Origin of the sequence: Pseudomonas sp. MIACH, assembly GCF_001269925.1 — a bacterium.
Classification (GTDB): Bacteria; Pseudomonadota; Gammaproteobacteria; order Pseudomonadales; family Pseudomonadaceae; genus Aquipseudomonas.
The window spans coordinates 1-20,343 of sequence record NZ_LHVO01000021.1 but is presented as its reverse complement, the minus strand read 5'-3'; the positions used below and the strand labels follow the sequence as shown (position 1 = coordinate 20,343).

General features: G+C 62.6%; 14 protein-coding genes. 2 read left to right on the top strand and 12 right to left on the bottom strand.

What is annotated here, in order from left to right; translation table 11 throughout:
* Positions 1 to 275: 275 nt before the first annotated feature.
* From AD670_RS08035 to AD670_RS07980, 12 genes are all read right to left on the bottom strand, one after another.
* Positions 276 to 1,895, bottom strand: a complete 1,620-nt coding sequence (locus AD670_RS08035; RefSeq protein ID WP_053130255.1) for a methyl-accepting chemotaxis protein — start codon at positions 1,893 to 1,895, stop codon at positions 276 to 278.
* Positions 1,896 to 1,963: 68 nt separating this feature from the next.
* Complete coding sequence (locus AD670_RS08030) at positions 1,964 to 2,659, bottom strand: anaerobic ribonucleoside-triphosphate reductase activating protein (protein WP_053130253.1); 696 nt, start codon at positions 2,657 to 2,659, stop codon at positions 1,964 to 1,966.
* Positions 2,656 to 2,811, bottom strand: a complete 156-nt coding sequence (nrdD, locus tag AD670_RS08025; RefSeq protein ID WP_027607168.1) for an anaerobic ribonucleoside-triphosphate reductase — start codon at positions 2,809 to 2,811, stop codon at positions 2,656 to 2,658. The genes AD670_RS08030 and nrdD overlap by 4 nt, the downstream gene beginning before the upstream one ends.
* A 31-nt stretch (positions 2,812 to 2,842) precedes the next feature.
* Complete coding sequence (locus AD670_RS08020) at positions 2,843 to 4,843, bottom strand: ribonucleoside triphosphate reductase (protein ID WP_027607169.1); 2,001 nt, start codon at positions 4,841 to 4,843, stop codon at positions 2,843 to 2,845.
* 908 nt (positions 4,844 to 5,751) lie between these two features.
* Positions 5,752 to 6,738 (bottom strand): GTP 3',8-cyclase MoaA, encoded by a 987-nt coding sequence (gene moaA, locus AD670_RS08015; protein ID WP_053130250.1) that lies wholly within the window; start codon positions 6,736 to 6,738, stop codon positions 5,752 to 5,754.
* A 1-nt stretch (position 6,739) separates the two neighbouring features.
* A complete protein-coding gene (locus AD670_RS08010) occupies positions 6,740 to 7,654 on the bottom strand; it encodes a peptidylprolyl isomerase (RefSeq protein ID WP_053130247.1) in 915 nt (304 codons plus the stop codon).
* Between the two features lie 10 nt (positions 7,655 to 7,664).
* Entirely contained in the window at positions 7,665 to 8,345 is a 681-nt protein-coding gene (gene narI / locus AD670_RS08005) for a respiratory nitrate reductase subunit gamma (protein WP_053130244.1), read from the bottom strand.
* Positions 8,338 to 9,093, bottom strand: a complete 756-nt coding sequence (gene narJ, locus AD670_RS08000) for a nitrate reductase molybdenum cofactor assembly chaperone (RefSeq protein WP_053130241.1) — start codon at positions 9,091 to 9,093, stop codon at positions 8,338 to 8,340. The genes narI and narJ overlap by 8 nt, the downstream gene beginning before the upstream one ends.
* Positions 9,094 to 9,096: 3 nt before the next feature.
* On the bottom strand, positions 9,097 to 10,635 hold the full coding sequence (gene narH / locus AD670_RS07995; protein ID WP_027607174.1) for a nitrate reductase subunit beta: 1,539 nt from the start codon (positions 10,633 to 10,635) through the stop codon (positions 9,097 to 9,099).
* Position 10,636: 1 nt separating this feature from the next.
* The gene (locus AD670_RS07990; RefSeq protein ID WP_053130238.1) at positions 10,637 to 14,410 is read right to left on the bottom strand and encodes a nitrate reductase subunit alpha; all 3,774 of its coding nucleotides are present in this window, start codon (positions 14,408 to 14,410) and stop codon (positions 10,637 to 10,639) included.
* A gap of 57 nt (positions 14,411 to 14,467) precedes the next feature.
* A complete protein-coding gene (locus AD670_RS07985) occupies positions 14,468 to 15,865 on the bottom strand; it encodes a NarK family nitrate/nitrite MFS transporter (RefSeq protein WP_053130235.1) in 1,398 nt (465 codons plus the stop codon).
* Between the two features lie 2 nt (positions 15,866 to 15,867).
* Entirely contained in the window at positions 15,868 to 17,124 is a 1,257-nt protein-coding gene (locus tag AD670_RS07980) for a nitrate/nitrite transporter (protein ID WP_156338154.1), read from the bottom strand.
* Positions 17,125 to 17,433: 309 nt separating this feature from the next.
* On the opposite strand from AD670_RS07980, the gene AD670_RS07975 reads away from it, so the two are divergent.
* The gene (locus tag AD670_RS07975; protein ID WP_053130229.1) at positions 17,434 to 19,233 is read left to right on the top strand and encodes a HAMP domain-containing protein; all 1,800 of its coding nucleotides are present in this window, start codon (positions 17,434 to 17,436) and stop codon (positions 19,231 to 19,233) included.
* Positions 19,230 to 19,877, top strand: coding sequence for a two-component system response regulator NarL (gene narL, locus AD670_RS07970; protein ID WP_053130227.1), 648 nt, complete (start codon positions 19,230 to 19,232; stop codon positions 19,875 to 19,877). The genes AD670_RS07975 and narL overlap by 4 nt, the downstream gene beginning before the upstream one ends.
* The last annotated feature ends 466 nt before the right edge of the window (positions 19,878 to 20,343 follow it).

Below are 20,343 nucleotides of genomic sequence, written 5' to 3'. Positions count from 1 at the left end.
TAGATATCTACACAATTTCAGAGACTGGCGAGTTCCCCTGTGGCGAGCGGGCTTGTCCCGCGTTGGGCTGCGAAGCAGTCCCAAAACCAGCCTCCACAGAGTGTCTGATGCACTGCGTTCTTCCTTACTGGGGCTGCTACGCAGCCCAACGCGGGACAAGCCCGCTCGCCACAACAGCCCTATCTGCCGGGCGTTCAGCGTTGAGCCAACGTTGTGGATACCTATGGCTATCGGGAGCAAGTCGAATCGTCGCACCGCCCCTCCCACAGGCAAAGTTACACCTTGAACCGCGCCACCGTCTGATGCAGCGTCCCCGCCATTCCGGCCAGGTCATGCCCGGCAGTCTCGGTGTGTATCGCCCCCTGCAACACCTGCTGCGACAGGTTGCGAATGCCCACCAGGTTGCGATCCACTTCGCGCGCCACCAGTGCCTGTTCCTCGGTGGCACTGGCAATCATCATATTGCGTTCGTTGATCTGTGAGATGGACCGGGTGATTTCCTCCAGCGCCTCTCCCGAGCGTTGTGCCACGCTCAGGGTCGCCTGTACCCGCTCACTGCTGCTGTGCATGGCGGCCACGGCGTGTTCGGTGTCCTGGCGGATATTGCCGATCATCTGCTCGATCTCCTGGGTCGAGGTCTGCGTGCGATGGGCCAGTGCACGTACTTCATCGGCGACTACCGCAAACCCGCGTCCGGCATCCCCGGCGCGGGCCGCTTCGATGGCGGCGTTCAACGCCAGCAGGTTGGTCTGGTCGGCAATGCTGCGGATCACTTCGAGCACGCTGCTGATGTCTTGCACGCGGCCGGCCAGTTGCTGGATACGCTCCGAGGTTTCCACCACGCCGGTGGCCAAGGTATTGATCGACGCCACGGTTTCCTGCACCTGCGCCTGTCCACGCTGGGCGGTCTGCTCCGACAGGCGCGAAGCTTCGCTGGTGCTCACGGCATTGCGTGCCACTTCGTCGACGGCGGCGGTCATTTCATTCACCGCCGTGGCGGCCTGTTCGATTTCCTGGCCCTGCAACTGCAGGCTGCTGCTGGTCTGGCCGCTCACCGCGCTCAACTCTTCCGACGAGCTGGCCACGCCGTCCACCGACGCGGCGATATGCCGGACCATCTGGTTAAGGTTCTGCTGCATCTGGTGCAGATTGCGCATCACACTGCCGTCGATACTGTTGCCCAGCGGCACCTCGATAGACAGGTTGCCCTCGGCGATATGACTCAACACCCGCGCCACTTCATCCGGCTCGCCGCCCAACGGTCGGGTGACGCTGCGCGTGACGATCACCGCCGCCACCACCACCAGCGCCAGGCACAGCAGGAACAGCCCGAGCATGGTGCCTCGAGCCTCGTCATACAGGGTTTGCGCGGCCTGCTGGCGCTCGGCGAACAACCGCCCCTGCATGGCCATCAATGCATCCAGGCTCTTGAACACCTCCAGCTCGGCCGGGATCACCTGTTGCTTGAGCTGGGCCAGGCCCTGCTCGCGGGCGCCCTGCCTGATCAGCGCCTGCACTTGGGTGAAGGCCGCCACGTAGGCTTCGCGATGGGTTTTCAAGGTGGCATAGGCGGCCTTGCCTTCGGCGGTGTCGAGCAGCGGCTCAAGGGTGGCGAACGCCTGGGTGATGCGTTCGCGCGTGGTGCCGATGGAGGCCTGGGCCTGCTGGTTATCCTGGTCGATCAGCAGGTCGCGGGTGTTGCGCCCGTTATCGCGCACACCGGTGGCGATCACCATGATCGGCGCGATCCGTGGCCAGTCCTGCTGCACGATCTGTTCGGACTGCTGCTTGAGGGTTGCCAGGTCGTGAAGGGCGTAGAACACCAACCCGACCAGGGCCAACGGCGCAATCGCGAAACCGATGACAATGCGTTGTGCCGTGGTTAATTGCTTCATTCTGAGAGTCCCTGATGAAAACCTGCCCACCATGGGCAGCCTGTATAAAAATCCGGTGAGGGCGCGCGTCACCCTCGCAATACAAAAGCAGGAAACAACTCGCGCAATCGGCCCCATAACTCCGGCAACGCGGCCTGTGCCGGTGAACTCGACAATTGCGCATCGAGCATGCTGGCCGTACGCACCATTTGCACTGCGAAGCGTCGCACGCCGTTGGCTTGCAAACGCTGGGCCAGCAACAGCAACCGAGGAGGGTCGATCAAATGCCAATGCACCGTGGTGCGGCACTCGTATTCCACGCCGCTGGCCAACAGGGTGTCGAGGCTGCGCCAGTTGGCGGCACCGCTGTGCTTGACCTGGGTGATCAACTGGCAATCCTCGGCGAGCGCCTTGACGTCAAAGCCGACCCAATCGGCATGCCGCAACGCATTGGCAAACCCTGCCGGTTTGATCCCGGCGCTGTGCAGGCCGACATGAAAGCCCATCGCCCGCACTTCATCCATGGCGGCCGGCAAGCCTTCCTGCAAGGTCGGCTCGCCACCACTGAACACCACGGCGTCGAGCAAGTCCTTGCGTCGCTGCAAAAACAGCAACACCCGGCGCCAATCCACCTCCGTGCTACCGCGCGGCGGGATCAGGTCCGGGTTGTGGCAGTAACGACAGCGCCAGGCACAGCCTTGGCAAAACAGCACACAGGCGAGCATGCCGGGGTAGTCGAGGGTGGTCAGGGGCACGAGGCCCCCGACCCGTAGCGCTCGACTCATTGGCGCCCGGCCACGGCGGCCGTTTCAGTGAAATGCACGCGTTCCTTGTGCTCGGATTGTTTGCCAGGATTGAACGCCGACACGGGCCGGTGATAACCCATCACCCGGGTCCAGACTTCGCAGCGCTGACGTTGTGGCTGGGATGTTTGCATGGTGAATCTCCTTGCGGGTTGGAAGATCGGTTCAATGCGCAGCGGCAAGTGCCAGCACTTCATCGCACTTGGGACAGAACTCATGCTCACCGGCGAGGTAGCCGTGCACCGGGCAGATCGAGAACGTCGGGGTGATCGTCAGGTACGGCAGGCGGAAACGCCCCAACGCCTTGCGCACCAGTTGCTTGCAGGCCTGGGCCGAGGAAATCTGCTCGGCCATGTACAGGTGCAACACGGTGCCGCCGGTGTATTTGCATTGCAGTTCGTCTTGCAGCTCCAGGGCTTCGAAGGGGTCTTGGGTAAAGCCCACCGGCAGTTGCGAGGAGTTGGTGTAGTACGGCGCGACGTCGCTGCCGGCCTGCAGGATGTCCGGGTAGCGCTTGCGGTCTTCCTTGGCGAAACGGTAGGTAGTGCCTTCCGCCGGCGTGGCTTCGAGGTTGTAGAGGTGGCCGGTGTCTTCCTGGAAGCGCAGCAAGGTGGCGCGCACATGGTCGAGCAGCTTGAGGGCAAAGGCGCGGCCCTCTTCGGTGTGCATGCCCTGCTCGTCGCCGGTGAAATTGCGCAGCATCTCGTGCATGCCGTTGAGGCCGATGGTGGAGAAGTGATTGCGCAAGGTGCCGAGGTAACGCTTGGTGTAGGGGTACAAGCCGGCGTCCATATGGTGCTGGATCACCTTGCGCTTGACCTCCAGGCTTTCCATGGCCATGTCCATCAGGCTGTCCAGGCGTTGCAACAGGCCCGAGGTGTCGCCCTTGAACAGATAGCCGAGGCGCGCGCAGTTGATCGTCACCACGCCCAGGCTGCCGGTCTGCTCCGCCGAACCGAACAACCCACCGCCGCGCTTGAGCAGCTCGCGCACATCCAGTTGCAGGCGGCAGCACATCGAGCGCACCTGGTTGGGTTGCATATCGGAATTGAGGAAGTTCTGGAAATACGGCAGGCCGTAGCGCGCGGTCATCTCGAACAGACGGTCGGCGTTCTCGCTGTCCCAAGGGAAATCGTGGGTGATGTTGTAGGTGGGAATCGGGAAGGTGAAGACCCGGCCCTTGGCATCGCCGGCCTGCATCACTTCGATATAGGCGCGGTTGATCAGCTCCATTTCCGCTTGCAGGTCGCCATAGGCAAACGGCATTTCCTCACCACCGATCACCGGCACCTGCTCGCGCAGATCTTCCGGGCACACCCAGTCGAAGGTCAGGTTGGTAAACGGCGTCTGGGTGCCCCAGCGCGACGGCACGTTGAGGTTGTAGATGAACTCCTGCACCGCCTGGCGCACCTCGGCGTAACTCAGTTGGTCCTTGCGCACATAGGGCGCCAGGTAGGTATCGAACGAGCTGAACGCCTGGGCGCCGGCCCATTCGTTTTGCAGGGTGCCGAGGAAATTGACCATCTGCCCCAGGGCGCTGCTCAAGTGCTTGGGCGGTCCCGCTTCGACACGGCCCGGCACGCCATTGAGGCCTTCGTGCAACAGCGAACGCAGCGACCAGCCGGCGCAATAACCGGCGAGCATGTCCAGGTCATGGATATGCAAATCCGCCTCGCGGTGCGCGCGGCCGATCTGCTGGCTGTAGACCTCGTCGAGCCAATAGTTGGCGGTGACCTTGCCCGACACGTTCAACACCAGCCCCCCCAGGGAATAGCCCTGGTTGGCATTGGCTTGCACGCGCCAGTCTTCGCGGTCGAGGTATTCGTTCATCGAGGTGGCGACTTCCACCAGTGTCTTGCGGTCGCGGCGCAGGCGGCCGTGTTGTTCGCGGTAGACGATATAGGCGCGCATGGAGAGGAAGTAGCCGGCGTCCATCAACACGCGTTCGACGCTGTCCTGGATTTGTTCGACGTCCAGGTGTTCGATACCCCTCAGGCGGGCCAGGACGGCGCCCAGTAACAGGTCGACGTCGGCCTCTTGGTACTCGCCGGTTGCGGTGCCGGCAGCGGTCAGGGCGTGGTGGATTTTTTCGGCGTTGAAGGGGACCAGGCTGCCGTCGCGTTTGTGTAGGCGGGTGCTGACCAACGGGGTGAGCGTGTTTTGCATTTTCCGGGCTCCAGACACTACATATAGATTAAATAACAACTTAAAACACAACATGCAGTGATATTACGGAGACTGGGTTTTGCTTCCCTTGATCGGGGTCAAGCTTTTTTGATTGGGTACATATCCGTTATTTAGGTAACGGCGGCCTATGGTTCCGCTCTTACAGCGGGTCACTTTGGAAAAGAGCCCCAAAGTAACCAAAGGGCTCTTGCCCCAACACTCGGTGCCTCGCCTAGGCTCGGCATGCCCTCACTCCGGCTTGAATCCGTGGGCCGCCGTCATGGGCCATCCTTGGCCCAGGACGGCTAACCCGGCGTCCTGCCGGGTTACCCACGGATTCAAGCCTGCGTTCGGCCAGCGTGTTTGACGGGGCGCCTAGGATCAAGATCAAAAGCCAGAGCAAAAGCAGAGCAAAAGCAGACCGAGGTCTAGCTGATATGTGGAGATCCAAATGTGGGAGGGGCGGTGCGACGATTCGACTTGCCCCCGATAGCGCCGGGTCAGTTAAAAAATAAGTGACCGACACTCCCTCATCGGGGGCAAGCCCCCTCCCACATTTTTAACCCAGTACACCAGACCCAACTCCGGTCGGCTCTCAGGCCGCCGCGCTTTGGCTCTTGATCTCAAATCGCCCCGTCAAACACGCTGGCCGAACGCAGGCTTTGGAGCGTGGGTAACCCGGCAGGACGCCGGGTTAGCCGCGCTGGGCCAAGGATGGCCCATCGCGGCGGCCCACGCTCCAAAGCCTTCGTTCGGGCACACCGAGCCTAGGCGAGGTGCCGAGTGTTGGGGCGAGGACCTTTTGGTTACTTTTGGGTCCCTCCAAAAGTGACCCGCTGTAAGAGCGGAACCCTAAGTAGCCGTTACCGAAGAAACGGATATGTACTCAGTACCACCCCACACACCCCTCACCCCCCACTCATATTCATAAACCGCACCACCTGCACCTCCCCCTCCCCACTGAAATCATGCCGCAACGGCTTGCCCTTCAACCCCCTGTGCAACGCCTCAACCAACGGCCCATCCTCCAACGGATAGCGCCGTAACAAAGCGCGAAAATCCAGCGCCTCCTCCTGCCCCAGGCACAGCAGCAACTGCCCTTCCACCGTCATCCGTACCCGATTACAACTGCCACAAAAGTTATGCGAATTAGGCGAAATAAACCCCACCCGCGTCCCAGGATGCGCCGCCAACCGCACATACCGCGCTGGCCCTCCGCTGTTCTCGGTGCTGTCGATCAACCCATGCTCACGGGCAATCACCGCCCGTACTTCATCGCTGGCGCAGAAGGTCTCCCCCCGCGACCGCCCCACGTCCCCCAGGGGCATTTCCTCGATAAAACTGATGTCGACACCCTGGTCAATGGCATACCGCACCAACGCCGGAACCTCGTCAAAGTTGCGCCCCTTCATCACCACGCAATTGAGCTTGACCCGCTCGAACCCCGCCTCCCGCGCGACCTCGATACCGTCCAGCACCTGGCGCAGATCACCGTTGCGGGTAATCCCACGAAAGCGCGACGCATCCAGGCTATCGAGGCTGATGTTCATGCGTTTGACCCCCGCATCCACCAACGGCCGCGCCAGTCGCGCCAACTGCGAGCCATTGCTGGTCATCACCAGTTCACGCAAGCCCGGCAGCGCCGCGATGTTGCGGCACAGCCCGACAATGCCCGGGCGAATCAGCGGCTCGCCGCCAGTCAGGCGGATCTTGCGTACGCCCTGCCCCACAAACAGCGCGGCCAGGCGTTGCAGTTCTTCCAGGTTCAGCACCTGCTGGCGCGGCAGGAATGTCATGTTTTTCGCCATGCAGTACACACAGCGAAAATCGCAACGGTCGGTCACCGACAAGCGCAGGTAATCGATCGAACGGCCCACCCCATCCACCAGGCTCATGTCACTGCACCAACGGTGAGTCGGCACCCTGCAGCGCGATGCCGCGGATGTCCGCTGCGCCGATCAGGGTTTGCAGGTACTGCACCAATGCCTTCTGCCACACCCCTTGCTGCAACTGGGTGCGAATCGCCACGGCCACCGCTTCATACGGCAACGGCTGGCCTTCGATACGTTGGTCGACGCTGATCACGTGCCAGCCATAACGGCTCTCCAGCGGCTTGGCGGCCAAACCTGGGGCCAGGGTGAACAACTGGCGCTCCAACTCCGGCACGGTCTGGCCCTTGCTCACCTGGCCCAGCGAACCGCCCTGGGCCTTGGACGGACAGGCCGAATACTTGAGCGCCAGTTCGGCAAATTGGCCCGGTTGTTCTTCCAGGCTCAGCAGCAGGACTTCGGCCTGGGTGCGCGCCAGGTGGCGCGCCTCGGCGTCGTCCGGCGCGCATTCAAGCAGAATGTGCCGCGCCGCCAGCAACGGCGCGCTGTGAAAGCGCCCACGGTTGTTCTCGAAGTAGCGCACACAGGTCGCCTCGTCGCAGTCGGGTACCGTCACCTCACGCTCCAGCAGCAGGCGCGTGGCGGCTTCCTCTTCGTTCTCTCCGGCGGCGATTTCCACCGCCAGGCCCAGCTCGGCGATCCGCTGTTGCAACAGCTCGCGGATCACCAGCGCGCGGGCGGCCAGGTACACCGCTTCCTCACGGCTGTCGGCCGGGTGGTATTGCAACTCCAGGGCCATGGCCTCGGGGGTGACCGCCACGCCGTTGACGCTGATGATCGGCCATTCCTGTTCACTGCTGGCGATCAACTCCGGCGCCTTGATCTCCTCGAAAGAAGCCTGGGCCACCACCGGTTCTTTGGCCGACGAGCCGCAACCACCGCTGCCGCCGTTACCGCCACCACATCCGCATCCTGTAGTCATGACGTTCTCCTCAGTACTTCTGCCGCACGATTTGATAACGACGCCCCAGGTACCAGATCGGCGCGCTGACCATGTGCACCAAGCGGGTAAATGGGAACAGCACGAACAGGGTCAAGCCCAGCGCCACGTGGGCCTTGTAGATCAGCGACACCGGCGCAATCGACTCGGCGGCTTCCACCGGCCGCAACAGCACCACGTTCTGCGCCCAGTCGGCGAGCATCACCATCACCGAGCCGTCCATATGCCCGGTGGAGGCGACGATGGTCAGCAGGCCCAGCAGCAACTGCGCCAGCAACACCAGCAGGATCAGGATGTCCGACGGGCTCGAGGTCGCCCGCACGCGCGGGTCCCCCAGGCGACGCTTGACCAGCATCAGCAGGCCCACCAGGCACAGCAGGCCGAAGAAGCCACCCGAGATCATCGCCAGCAACTGCTTGTTCTCAGTGCTGATCACATGGTGGTAAACCGACGCCGGGGTCAGCAGGCCGACAAAATGCCCGGCCAGCACGAACAGCACGCCGATATGGAAGAAGTTGCTCGCCACGCGCATGCCCCGGTTGTTGAGCATCTGGCTGGAACCGGCCTTCCAGGTGTACTGCGACAGGTCGAACCGCGCCCAACTGCCCAACAGGCAGATCGCCAGGGCCACATAGGGATACACCCCGAATACCAGCAAATTCCACTTAGACATTACCCACCTCCCCGGCTGGCGCTGTGGCCCGGCCTTCTTGCTGAAAATCCACCCAATGCAACGGCACCGCGCTTTCTTCGCGGGCCTTGCCGGGGGCGCTTGGCATCGAGCTGCAGCGGTCCTGTTGCTCAGCCTGCATAAAGTCCACCGCTTCCTCTTCCCAGATTTTGTCCAGGGCTTCGAGGGAGTCGTCGCGCGGTTCGGCGGCGACCTGGGCACGCAGTTCGGCCACGGCCTGGTGCGGCTCGGCGCCGGCAATCTGCAACAGCGCACGGAAGCAACTGGCATAGCCGCTCTCACGCTCGTCCAGACGCGCAGCGAGCAAGGCCAACAGGTGCGCCACATCCGCCAGGCCCTCGCGGGCCTCGATGTCTTCGCGGGTGGACAGGAACTCCAGGTACAGCGGGATGTAGTCCGGCAGCTCCTTGACGCCAATGGCGAAGCCGGCCTCCTCGTACTGGGCCATCATGTCGACCATGGCCTGGCCGCGGTCGCGGGACTCGCCGTGCACGTGTTCGAACAACAACAGCGACAGCGAACGCCCCCGGCCAAACAACGCGCCGTAGTGTTCCTGGCCGTCCATCAGGTCATTGGCGCAGATCAGTTCCAGCAGTTCGAACAACGCACCGCGCTGCTTGGGGCTGATTTCCCGTGCTTCAAGAATCGCCTGCTCCAGTTCATCGCGACCGTTCACCAGGGTTTCAGTGGGGTAGTCGAGCAGCAACGAAATCACTTTAAGAATGCGCATGGCTCAGTCCTCCCAGATCTGGACGGTTTTCAGCACGTCACGGCGGTTGGCCTTCTTGGCGCCGAACATGTTGGTGTCAGAGCTGCCGCTGCAACCGCTGCCGAAGCTGAAGCCACAGCCGGAGCGTTCGGCGAACGCGTCGCTCATGGCGTCTTCACGGTGGGCGCTCGGTACCACGAAGCGGTCTTCGTAGTTGGCAATGGCCAGGTAGCGGTACATCTCTTCCACCTGTTCAACGCTCAGGCCGACGTCTTCGAGCACTTGCAGGTCCTGCACGCCATCGACTTGCTGGGAGCGTTTGTAGGCGCGCATCGCCAACAGGCGCTTGAGTGCACGCTTGACCGGTTTTTCATCGCCGGCGGTGAGCATGTTGGCCAGGTAGCGCAGGGGGATGCGCAGGCTGTCCACATCCGGGATCACCCCGTTCATGCCCACGGTGCCGGCAGCGGCGGCGTTCTGGATCGGTGACAGCGGCGGCACGTACCAGACCATCGGCAAGGTGCGGTATTCCGGGTGCAGCGGCAGTGCCAACTTCCAGTCGACGGCCATTTTGTACACCGGCGAACGCTGGGCCGAGTCGATCACCGACTGCGGCACGCCATCGGCCAGGGCCTGGCGAATCACCGCCGGGTCATTCGGGTCGAGGAAGATCTCCAGTTGCTTCTCGTACAGGTCCTGCTCGTTGGCGGTGCTGGCCACTTCGCTGATGCGGTCGGCGTCATACAGCAGCACACCGAGGTAGCGAATCCGACCCACACAGGTTTCGGCGCACACGGTCGGCATACCGGCTTCGATACGCGGGTAGCAGAAGATGCACTTCTCGGATTTGCCGCTCTTCCAGTTGAAGTAGATTTTCTTGTACGGGCAGCCGCTGATGCACATGCGCCAGCCCCGGCACTTCTCCTGGTCGATCAGCACGATGCCGTCTTCTTCACGCTTGTAGATCGCACCGCTCGGGCAGGATGCCGCACACGCCGGGTTTAGGCAGTGCTCGCACAGGCGCGGCAGGTACATCATGAAGGTGTTTTCGTACTCGCCATAAATGTCGGCCTGGATCTGGTCGAAGTTCTTGTCCTTGCGGCGCTTGGCGAATTCGGTGCCGAGGATTTCCTCCCAGTTCGGGCCCCACTCGATCTTTTCCATGCGCTTGCCGGACACCAGCGAACGCGGGCGTGCGGTCGGCTGGTGCTCGCCCAATGGCGCGGTGTGCAAGTGCTGATAGTCGAAGTCGAACGGCTCGTAGTAGTCGTCCAGGCTCGGCAGGTCGGGGTTGGCGAAGATGTTCGCCAACACGCGGAACTTGCCGCCGATGCGTGGGTTGATCGAGCCGTTGGCGTTGCGCACCCAGCCGCCCTTCCACTTGTCCTGGTTCTCCCACTCCTTGGGGTAGCCGATGCCGGGCTTGGACTCGACGTTGTTGAACCAGGCGTATTCCATGCCTTCACGGCTGGTCCACACGTTTTTGCAGGTGATGGAACAGGTGTGGCAGCCGATGCATTTGTCCAGGTTGAGGACCATGCCGATCTGTGAGCGAATTTTCATCTCAGTTCTCCTCGATGTCAGTCGGCAATGGGCGCGGCAAATCATCACCGCTGGAGCCATCGAGCCAGTCGACCTTGGCCATCTTGCGCACCACGACAAACTCATCGCGGTTGCAACCGACCGTGCCGTAGTAGTTGAAACCGTAGGCCTGCTGGGCATAGCCGCCGATCATGTGGGTCGGCTTGAGCACCACGCGGGTCACCGAGTTGTGGTGGCCGCCACGGGTCTTGGTGGTTTCCGAACCCGGCACGTTCACGATGCGTTCCTGGGCGTGGTACATCATCACCATGCCTTCCTTGACGCGCTGGCTGACCACCGCACGGGCGGTCAATGCACCGTTGACGTTGAAGCATTCGATCCAGTCGTTGTCTTCGATGCCGGCGCGCTTGGCGTCGATTTCCGAGAGCCACACGATCGGTCCGCCACGGCTCAGGGTGAGCATCAGCAGGTTGTCGCTGTAGGTGCTGTGGATGCCCCACTTCTGGTGCGGGGTGATCCAGTTCAGCACGATCTCGGTCTCGCCATTGCTGCGCTTGCCCTTCACCCCTTCGATGGTGCGGGTGTTGACCGGTGGCCGGTAGCTCATCAGCTGCTCGCCGAACGCCTGCATCCACGGGTGATCCTGGTAGAACTGCTGGCGGCCGGTGATGGTGCGCCATGGGATGTTTTCATGCACGTTGGTGTAGCCGGCGTTGTAGCTCACATGCTCGTCTTCCAGGCCTGACCAGGTCGGGCTGGAGATGATCTTGCGCGGCTGCGCCTGGATGTCGCGGAAGCGGATCGCTTCGTGGGCCTTGGAGATCGCCAGGTGGCTGTGGTCGATACCAGTGAATTCCGATAGCGCGGCCCAGGCTTTCAAGGCGACCTTGCCGTTGGTTTCCGGGGCCAGGGACAGGATCACTTCGGCGGCGTCGATGGCCGTGTCGATTTTCGGCCGGCCGTGGCTGATGCCCGCAGCGCTTTCGTGATGGTTCAGCTCGCCGAGGAACTCGACTTCTTCATCGGTGTTCCAGTTGATGCCCTTGCCGCCGTTGCCGAGTTTTTCCAGCATCGGGCCCAGCGACGAGAACTGCTTGTAGATGTTCGGGTAGTCGCGTTCCACCACCGCCATGTTCGGCGCGTTCTTGCCTGGAACCGGCGCCACACCGGCGCTTTTCCAGTCGGTGCCGCCAAACGGCTGGGCCAGTTCGCCGACGCTATCGTGCATCAACGGTACGGTGACCAGGTCTTGCTCCACGCCCAGGTGGCCGACCGACATGGCCGAGAACGCCTTGGCGATGCCCTTGTAGATTTCCCAGTCCGAGCGCGACTCCCACGCCGGGTCGATGGCCGCCGACAACGGGTGAATGAACGGGTGCATGTCCGAGGTGTTCATGTCGTCTTTTTCGTACCAGGTGGCAGTCGGCAAGACGATGTCGGAATACACGCAAGTGGAGGACATGCGAAAGTCCAGGGTGGTCACCAGGTCGAGCTTGCCGATGGCGCCGTCTTCGACCCATTCGGCCTCGGTGGGCTTGCATTCGGTGCTGTGGCCGATGTCTTCGTTCATCACGCCGTTCTTGGTGCCCAACAGGTACTTGAGCATGTACTCATGGCCCTTGCCCGAGGAACCGAGCAGGTTGGAGCGCCAGATAAACATGTTGCGCGGGAAGTTCACCGGGCTGTCCGGCTGTTCGCAGGCGAAGCGCAGGCTGCCGTCCTGCCAGGATTTGACCACGTAGTCTTTCGGCGTCATACCGGCGGCAGCCGCATCACGGCAAATGTGCAGCGGGTTGGTGTTGAGCTGTGGCGCACTCGGCAACCAGCCGGCGCGTTCGGCGCGGATGTTGTAGTCCAGGGCGTGTTCCGGGAATTGCGACTTGTCGGCCAGCGGCGAGAGCACGTCGTGCATGCTCATCTTCTCGTGGCGCCATTGCGAGCTGTGCCCGTAAAAGAAGCTGGTGCCGTTCATCTGGCGTGGCGGGCGGTTCCAGTCGAGGCCGAAGGCCAGGGGCAGCCAGCCGCATTGCGGGCGCAGCTTTTCCTGGCCGACGTAGTGGGCCCAGCCGCCGCCGGTCTGGCCGACGCAACCGCAGAGCATGAGCATATTGATCAGCCCGCGGTAGTTCATGTCCATGTGGTACCAGTGGTTCATCGCCGCGCCGACGATGATCATCGAACGGCCCTTGGTCTTGTCGGCGTTGTCGGCGAACTCACGGGCGATCTGGATGGCTTTCTCGCGGCTGACGCCGGTGATCGCTTCCTGCCACGCCGGGGTGCCCGGCACGCTGGCGTCGTCGTAGTCCTTGGCCACGTTCTGGCCGCCCAGGCCACGGTCGATGGCCAGGTTGGCGGCGGACAAGTCGAACACCGTCGCCACTTTGGCCACGCTGCCGTCGGCCAGGGTCACGCTGTGCACCGGCACGCGGCGGAACTGCACGGCATCGCCAGCCACGTGCTGGAAGTGCTCGTGGGCTTCGCCGGCAAAATACGGGAAGGCCACTTCGGCGACGTCGTCACCGATCAGGCTGAGCTTGAGGTCGATGGCACGGCCTTCACCGCCCTCCTTCGCGAGGATGTTCCACTTGCCCTTCTCGCCCCAGCGGTAGCCGATGGACCCTTGTGGCGAGACCAACTCGCCGCTTTCGTCGAGGGCGATGGTTTTCCATTCCGGGTTGTTGTCCTGACCAAGGTTGCCGGTGAGGTCCGAGGCGCGCAGGAAGCGGTCGGGCTGGAAGCCGGCGCCAGGGGCGAACCCGGTCATCGGCTTGAGCATCACCAGCACCGGCAAGTCGGTAAAGCGCTTGGCGTAGTCGGTGAAGTAGGCGCTTGGTTTATCCAGGTGAAATTCCTTGAAGATCACATGGTTGAAGGCCTGGGCCAACGCGGCGTCGGTGCCCTGCTTGGGGTTGAGCCACAGGTCGGTGAGCTTGGCCACTTCCGAATAGTCCGGGGTGATAGCCACGGTCTTGGTGCCCTTGTAGCGCACCTCGGTGAAGAAGTGCGCGTCCGGGGTGCGGGTCTGCGGAACGTTGGAACCCCAGGCGATGATGTAGTTGGAGTTGTACCAGTCGGCCGATTCCGGCACGTCGGTCTGCTCGCCCCACACCATCGGCGAGGCCGGTGGCAGGTCGCAGTACCAATCGTAGAAGCTCAGGCACACGCCGCCGATCAGCGACAGGTAACGCGAACCCGCCGCGTAGCTGACCATCGACATGGCCGGGATCGGCGAGAAGCCGACGATGCGGTCCGGGCCGTATTGCTTGATGGTGTAGACGTTGGAGGCGGCGATGATCTCGTTGACCTCCTCCCAGTTCGAGCGAATGAAACCGCCCATGCCGCGTTTGCTCTTGTAGGAGTCGGCCTTGACCTTGTCCTCGACGATGCTCGCCCACGCCTCGACCGGCGACAGGGTCTGGCGCGCGTCACGCCACAGCTTGAGCAGCGGCTTGCGGATCTTCGGGTACTTGAGGCGGTTGGCGCTGTAGATGTACCAGCTGTAGCTGGCACCCCGTGGGCAGCCGCGCGGCTCATGATTGGGCAGGTCGTTGCGGGTGCGCGGGTAGTCGGTCTGCTGGGTTTCCCAGGTGATCAGGCCGTTCTTCACGTAGATCTTCCACGAGCACGAGCCGGTGCAGTTCACGCCGTGGGTGGAGCGCACGATCTTGTCGTACTGCCAGCGCGAGCGGTAGACGTTTTCCCAGTCGCGGGACTCCTTGCGGGTCTCGCCGTGACCGTCGGAGAATTCGTTTTGCTTACGGTTGAAGAACCGCAGTTGATCCAATAAGTGACTCATGATGCTTTCCTCATCAGGCGTGCCGTGGGGTGCGTTGCCCCGGCGAATTCGGGTCGATCAGCAGGGTGTGGCGCAGCCTTTGCGGGCGTACCACCACCAGGTCACGACGATGCAGCTCAGGTAGAAACCGACAAACATGTAGAAGGCCATCGCCGGGCTGCCGGTGGCGGCCATGGACGTGCCGAAGGACTTGGGAATGAAGAACGCACCGAAGGCGCCCATGGCCGAACTGAAGCCCAGCACGGCGGCGGATTCCTTGCCGGCATCCTTGATCGCCTGCTCGCGCTCGGCGGCCGATTTACCGGCACTGGCCTTCTCGTGCTGGGTGCGGAAGATCACCGGGATCATGCGGAAGGTGGAGCCATTGCCGACGCCGGTGGTGATGAACAGCAGCATGAACATGCCGAGGAAACCGTAGAAGCTGCCGCCCTGCCCGTTCACCGGCAAAAAGTGCAGCACGCCGAACACCATCACGATCATCAGCACGAAGTTCCACAAGGTCACCCGTGCGCCGCCCATTTTGTCCGCCAGCCAGCCGCCGAGTGGGCGCACCAGGGCACCGACGAGTGGGCCGAGGAAGGCGAATTTCAACGCCACCACGTCGGGGAACGAGGTCTTGATCAGCAGCGGGAACGCCGCCGAAAAGCCGATGAAGGAGCCGAAGGTCGCCAGGTACAACCAGCACATCAGCCAGTTGTGCTTGCGCTTGAAGATCACCGCCTGCTCGCTGAACGAAGCACGGGCGCTGGACAGGTCGTTCATGCCGAACCAGGCCGCCACGGTGACGGTGAGGATAAAAGGCACCCAGATAAAACCGGCGTTCTGCAGCCAGAGTTGACTGCCATCCGGCAAGGTTTGCGGTTGACCGCCCACCAGGCCGAACACGCCGAACGTGATCACCAGCGGGACGCAGAACTGCATCACCGACACCCCCAGGTTGCCGAGGCCGGCGTTCAGGCCCAGGGCCGTGCCTTGCTGCGACTTGGGGTAGAAGAAGCTGATGTTGGACATGCTCGAGGCGAAGTTGCCGCCGCCGAAACCGCACAGCAGCGCGATCAGTACAAACACGCTGTAGGGGGTGTTGGGGTCTTGCACCGCAAAGCCCATCCACAGCGACGGCAGCAACAGCGACGCGGTGCTCAGGGCGGTCCAGCGGCGGCCGCCGAAGATCGGCACCATGAACGAGTAGAACACCCGCAAGGTGGCACCGGACAAACCCGGCAACGCCGCCAGCCAGAACAGCTGGTCGGTGGTGAACATAAAGCCGATGGCGTTCAGGCGCACGATCACCGTGCTCCACACCATCCACACGGCGAAGGCCAGCAACAGCGCAGGGATCGAGATCCACAGGTTGCGGGTCGCGGTCTTCTTGCCGCTGGCGCCCCAGAACGCAGGGTCTTCAGGGCGCCAGTCGTGGATCACCGGCCCCGAGCCGGGCTTTTGCGCGATGGACATGTTCATTCTCCTTGGAGAGGTTGGGCGGTTTTGCCCAACAGCGGTTGCTTGCGCATTTCGCTGAAGTACATCCAGGTCAGGGACACCCAGACCACGCCGTACATCAACATGAAGCAGGACGAGCGCACGCCGGTGAGGTCCACCAGGGCGCCAAACAGGATCGGCAGCACAAAGCCGCCCAGGCCACCGGCCAGGCCGACGATGCCGGACACCGCGCCCATGTTCTGTGGGTAGTCATTGGCGATGTACTTGAACACCGAGGCCTTGCCGAACGCGAAGGCGATGCCCATCACAAACAGCAGCACGGTGAACAGGGTGGCGTTGAGGCCGATGTGGAAATCCAGGGGACCGTTGACGGTCTGCACCTGCAATTGGGTCTGCGGGTAGCTGAGCAGGAACAGGCAGATCCAGCTCACCCACAGCACCCACCAGGTCACGCTCTGGGCGCCCCAGCGGTCGGACATCCAGCCGCCCACCGCACGCAGCACGCCGCCCGGCAGGGAGAAACACGCGGCCAGCAACGCGGCGCTTTGCAGGCTGAAGCCGTATTCCTGCACGTAGTACTTGGTCATCCACAGCGCCAGGGCCACATAGCCGCCGAACACAATCGAGTAGTACTGGCAGTAGCGCCACACGGCCGGGTCCTTCAGGCACAGCAACTGCTCGCGCAAAGTGGCGCCGTCGGCATTGCGGTGGGCCTTGTTCTCGCTGGTGAGAAACCAGAACAGCAGCGCAGTGATAAACAGGATCGCGCCGAACACCTTGGGCACCAGGTGCCAGGTGCCGAGGGCGATCAGCGCCGGGGCCAGAAACTTGGTGACGGCGGCGCCCGCGTTGCCGGCGCCGAACACGCCCATGGCAAAGCCCTGGTTCTCTTTGTCGAACCACTTGGCGACGTAGGCGATGCCCACCGAAAACGAACCGCCGGCCAGGCCGACGAACAGGCCCAGCACCAGGAACTGCCAATAGGCGGTGGCGTAGGTGATCAGGTACAGCGGCAGCACACAGGCGAGCATCAACAGGAAGAACACGATGCGCCCGCCGAAGCGGTCAGTCAGCAGGCCCAGGGGCAAGCGCACCAGGGAACCGGTCAACACCGGCGTGGCGGCCAGCAGGCCGAACTGGGTTTCGTTGAGTTGCAACAGCTCTTTGATGGGTACGCCCAACACGGCGAACATCATCCACACCATAAAGCAGACGGTGAAAGCCAGGGTGCTCATGCCCAGCACCAGGCCCTGTCTCATACGGGGTTGAGTCACGGTATGCGCTCCAGAAAGTGATTCCATGAGCGCAGGTTAGGGGCGACACCCCCGTGGAACTTGACCCAGATCAACGTCCGCCTGGGGGGTATGGAGCTATGCTGGCCCCGCATACCTCTAAGGAGGTAGTCCTAATAACAAGAGAAAGTCTTTATTTATCAATGGATTGGTCTCTTGTGCCGGTATTTTCCCGTGGGAGGGTTGGCCGGCAATTCTTTAGAGGTAGTGCGCCAGGGATTGCGGTTTTCAGCCTTTTTCCCTTTGCAGGTGCCGCCATGCAGGCTTCCATCCCCCTTCGTTTAAGCCGCCATGTTTAACTGGCTGCGCAGCTCCCTGCCCGCTCGCGCCGGTCTGGCGGTGATCCTGATCGCCATCCTCGCCCTCGCCAGTTCGCTGAGCGCCGGCTTGATCGCCTGGTTCAGCCAGGGCGATGCGGCCGCCATCAACACCGCCGGCTCGGTGCGCATGGAGACCTACCACCTCAGCTGGAAACTCGCCGCCGGTGCCCCTGCCGCCGAGATCGACGCCATCATCCACAGCCTGCAAGGACGCCTCGACAGCCAATCGCTCAAGGCGGTGCTCGAAGACGGCCCGCGCAGCGCCCTGCTCCAGAGCTACCAACAGATCCAGCAGCGCTGGAACGATGACCTGCACCCGGCCCTGGCTCGCGGCGACGCAGGGCTGTTCCAGGCCAGCGCGCCGGGTTTTGTCGATCAACTCAACCAGTTCGTCAGCCTGTTGCAGCAACAGAGCGAACAGAAACAAGGCTGGCAGCAGGGTATCCAGGGGCTGGCACTGTTCAGCACGCTGATCATCCTGCTGATCGGCCTGTATGAATTGCAGTACGGCGTGGTCAACCCCCTGGAAGAACTGGTGCACGCGACCCGACGCTTTCGTGACGGCGACTTCAAGACTCGGGTCAACCACCGCTCCGAAGACGAGTTGGGGCAACTGGCCCTGAGCTTCAACGCCATGGCCGAGACCATTGAAGAATCCCACCGCACCCTGGAGAGCCAGGTGCGGCAGAAAACCCTCAACCTGCAACAAGCCAACGCCGCCCTCGAGCTGCTCTACCAGAGCAGCCGCAGCCTGGCCACGCGCCTGGCGAATGCCGAGGGCCTGGATGAACTGATCCGGCGCTTCCAGAAACGTCTGCCAGGGCTGCGCCTGTCGCTGTGCCTGCAAGGGCACTTCCTCGCGCCGGCCCAGCAGATGTTGTCGCTGCACGAGAACGGCCGTAACGTCTGCGCCATCGGCGACTGCGCCTCCTGCCAGAAGATCCACGTCGCACTGCCCCAGGTGTTCAGCATCAGCAACCAGGGCGCGGAACTGGGTGAACTCAAGGCGCACTTCCTCGACGGCCATGCGCCCCAGGACTGGGAGAAACAGTTGATCCAGGCCCTGGCCAACCTGATCGGCACCTCGCTGTCGCTCAAGCGCCAGCGGGAGCAGGACCACCGCCTGCTGCTGCTCGACGAACGCACCATCATCGCCCGCGAACTGCACGACTCCCTGGCCCAGGCGCTGTCCTACATGAAGCTGCAAGTCAGCCGCATGCAAACCCTGATCCGCCGTGGCGAACCGGTGGAGACCCTGGCCACCGTCACCGCCGAACTGCGCGACGGCCTGAACAACGCCTACCGTCAACTGCGCGAATTACTCACGACCTTCCGCCTGCAAATCCACGATGCCGGGCTGGTGCAGGAGCTACAGGACACCGCCGAAGAGTTCTCCCAGCGCGGCGAATTCCAGGTGCACCTGCATGTGGACGCCCTGGCCTTCCAACTGTCGGCCAGCGAACAAATCCACTTGCTGCAGATCACCCGCGAAGCCCTCTCCAACTGCCTGCGCCATGCCCATGCGCAAAACGCCTGGCTGCAACTGCGCCAGGAGGGCGAAACCGTGAGCCTGAGCATCGAAGATGACGGCCGTGGTTTTTGCGAAGAGGTCGACAGACGTGAACACCACGGCCTGACCATCATGGACGAGCGCGCCCGCAGCCTGCAGGGCCACCTCGACATCAGCCCCCGCGAGCCCCAGGGCACGCGGGTGCAACTGCGCTTTCACCCGGAGTTTCTCGGGCAACCCCTACAAGGCACCCACCCATGAACACAGCCAATCGCCACCGTATCCTGCTGGTCGACGACCACCCGATGATGCGCCACGGCATGCGCCAGATGCTTGAACTGGAAGACGACCTGCAAGTGGTCGGCGAAGCCGGCAACGGCCAGGAAGCCCTGGACCAGATCGACGCGCTGCAACCGGACCTGGTGCTGCTGGACAACAACATGCCGCACATGAACGGCCTCGAAACCCTGCGCCGCCTGCGCGCCATGAACTATGGCGGCAAGGTGTTGCTGTTTACCGTGTCCGACGCTGAAGACGATATTCGTGATGCGTTGCGGCTGGATGCCAATGGCTATCTGCTCAAGGACATGGAGCCGGAGTTGTTGATCCAGTACATCCGTGATGCGTTGCATGGCGCGTTGGTGATCAGCCCTGGCCTGACCCGCGTCCTGGCCCAGGCCCTGCGCTCGCCGCAACCGCATGCGGCGGTGGAGTTGACCGAGCGGGAACGGCAGGTGCTGAGGACGATTGCCAGTGGGCACAGTAATAAGGTGATCGGGCATAAGTTGGGGATTACCGAGGGGACGGTGAAGGTGCATGTGAAGAATTTGCTGCATAAGTTGGGGTTACGGTCGCGGGTGGAGGCGGCGGTTTGGGCGATGGAGCATTTGCGGCAGGCGGGGTGAGTTTGTTTGTGTACATATCCGTTGCTGCGGTAACGGCTGATATTGGTTCCGCCCTTACGGCGGGTCACTTTGGAAAAGAGCCCCAAAGTAACCAAAGGGCTCTTGCCCCACCACTCGGCACCTCGCTTGGGCTCGGTGTGCCCTCACTCCGGCTTGAATCCGTGGGCCGCCGTCATGGGCCATCCTTGGCCCAGGACGGCTAACCCGGCGTCCTGCCGGGTTACCCACGGATTCAAGCCTGCGTTCGGCCAGCGTGGTTAACGGGGCGCCTGAGATCAAGATCAAAAGCCAGAGCCAGAGCCAGAGCCAGAGCCAGAGCCAGAGCCAGAGCCAGAGCCAGAGCCAGAGCCAGAGCCAGAGCCAGAGCCAGAGCCAGATCAAAAGATTGCTGACTTCGTCAGCGGGTAAGGAAGTAGAAGCCACACCGCGTACGCTTCAAAGATCAGGTCGGCTTTAAGGCCGCCTC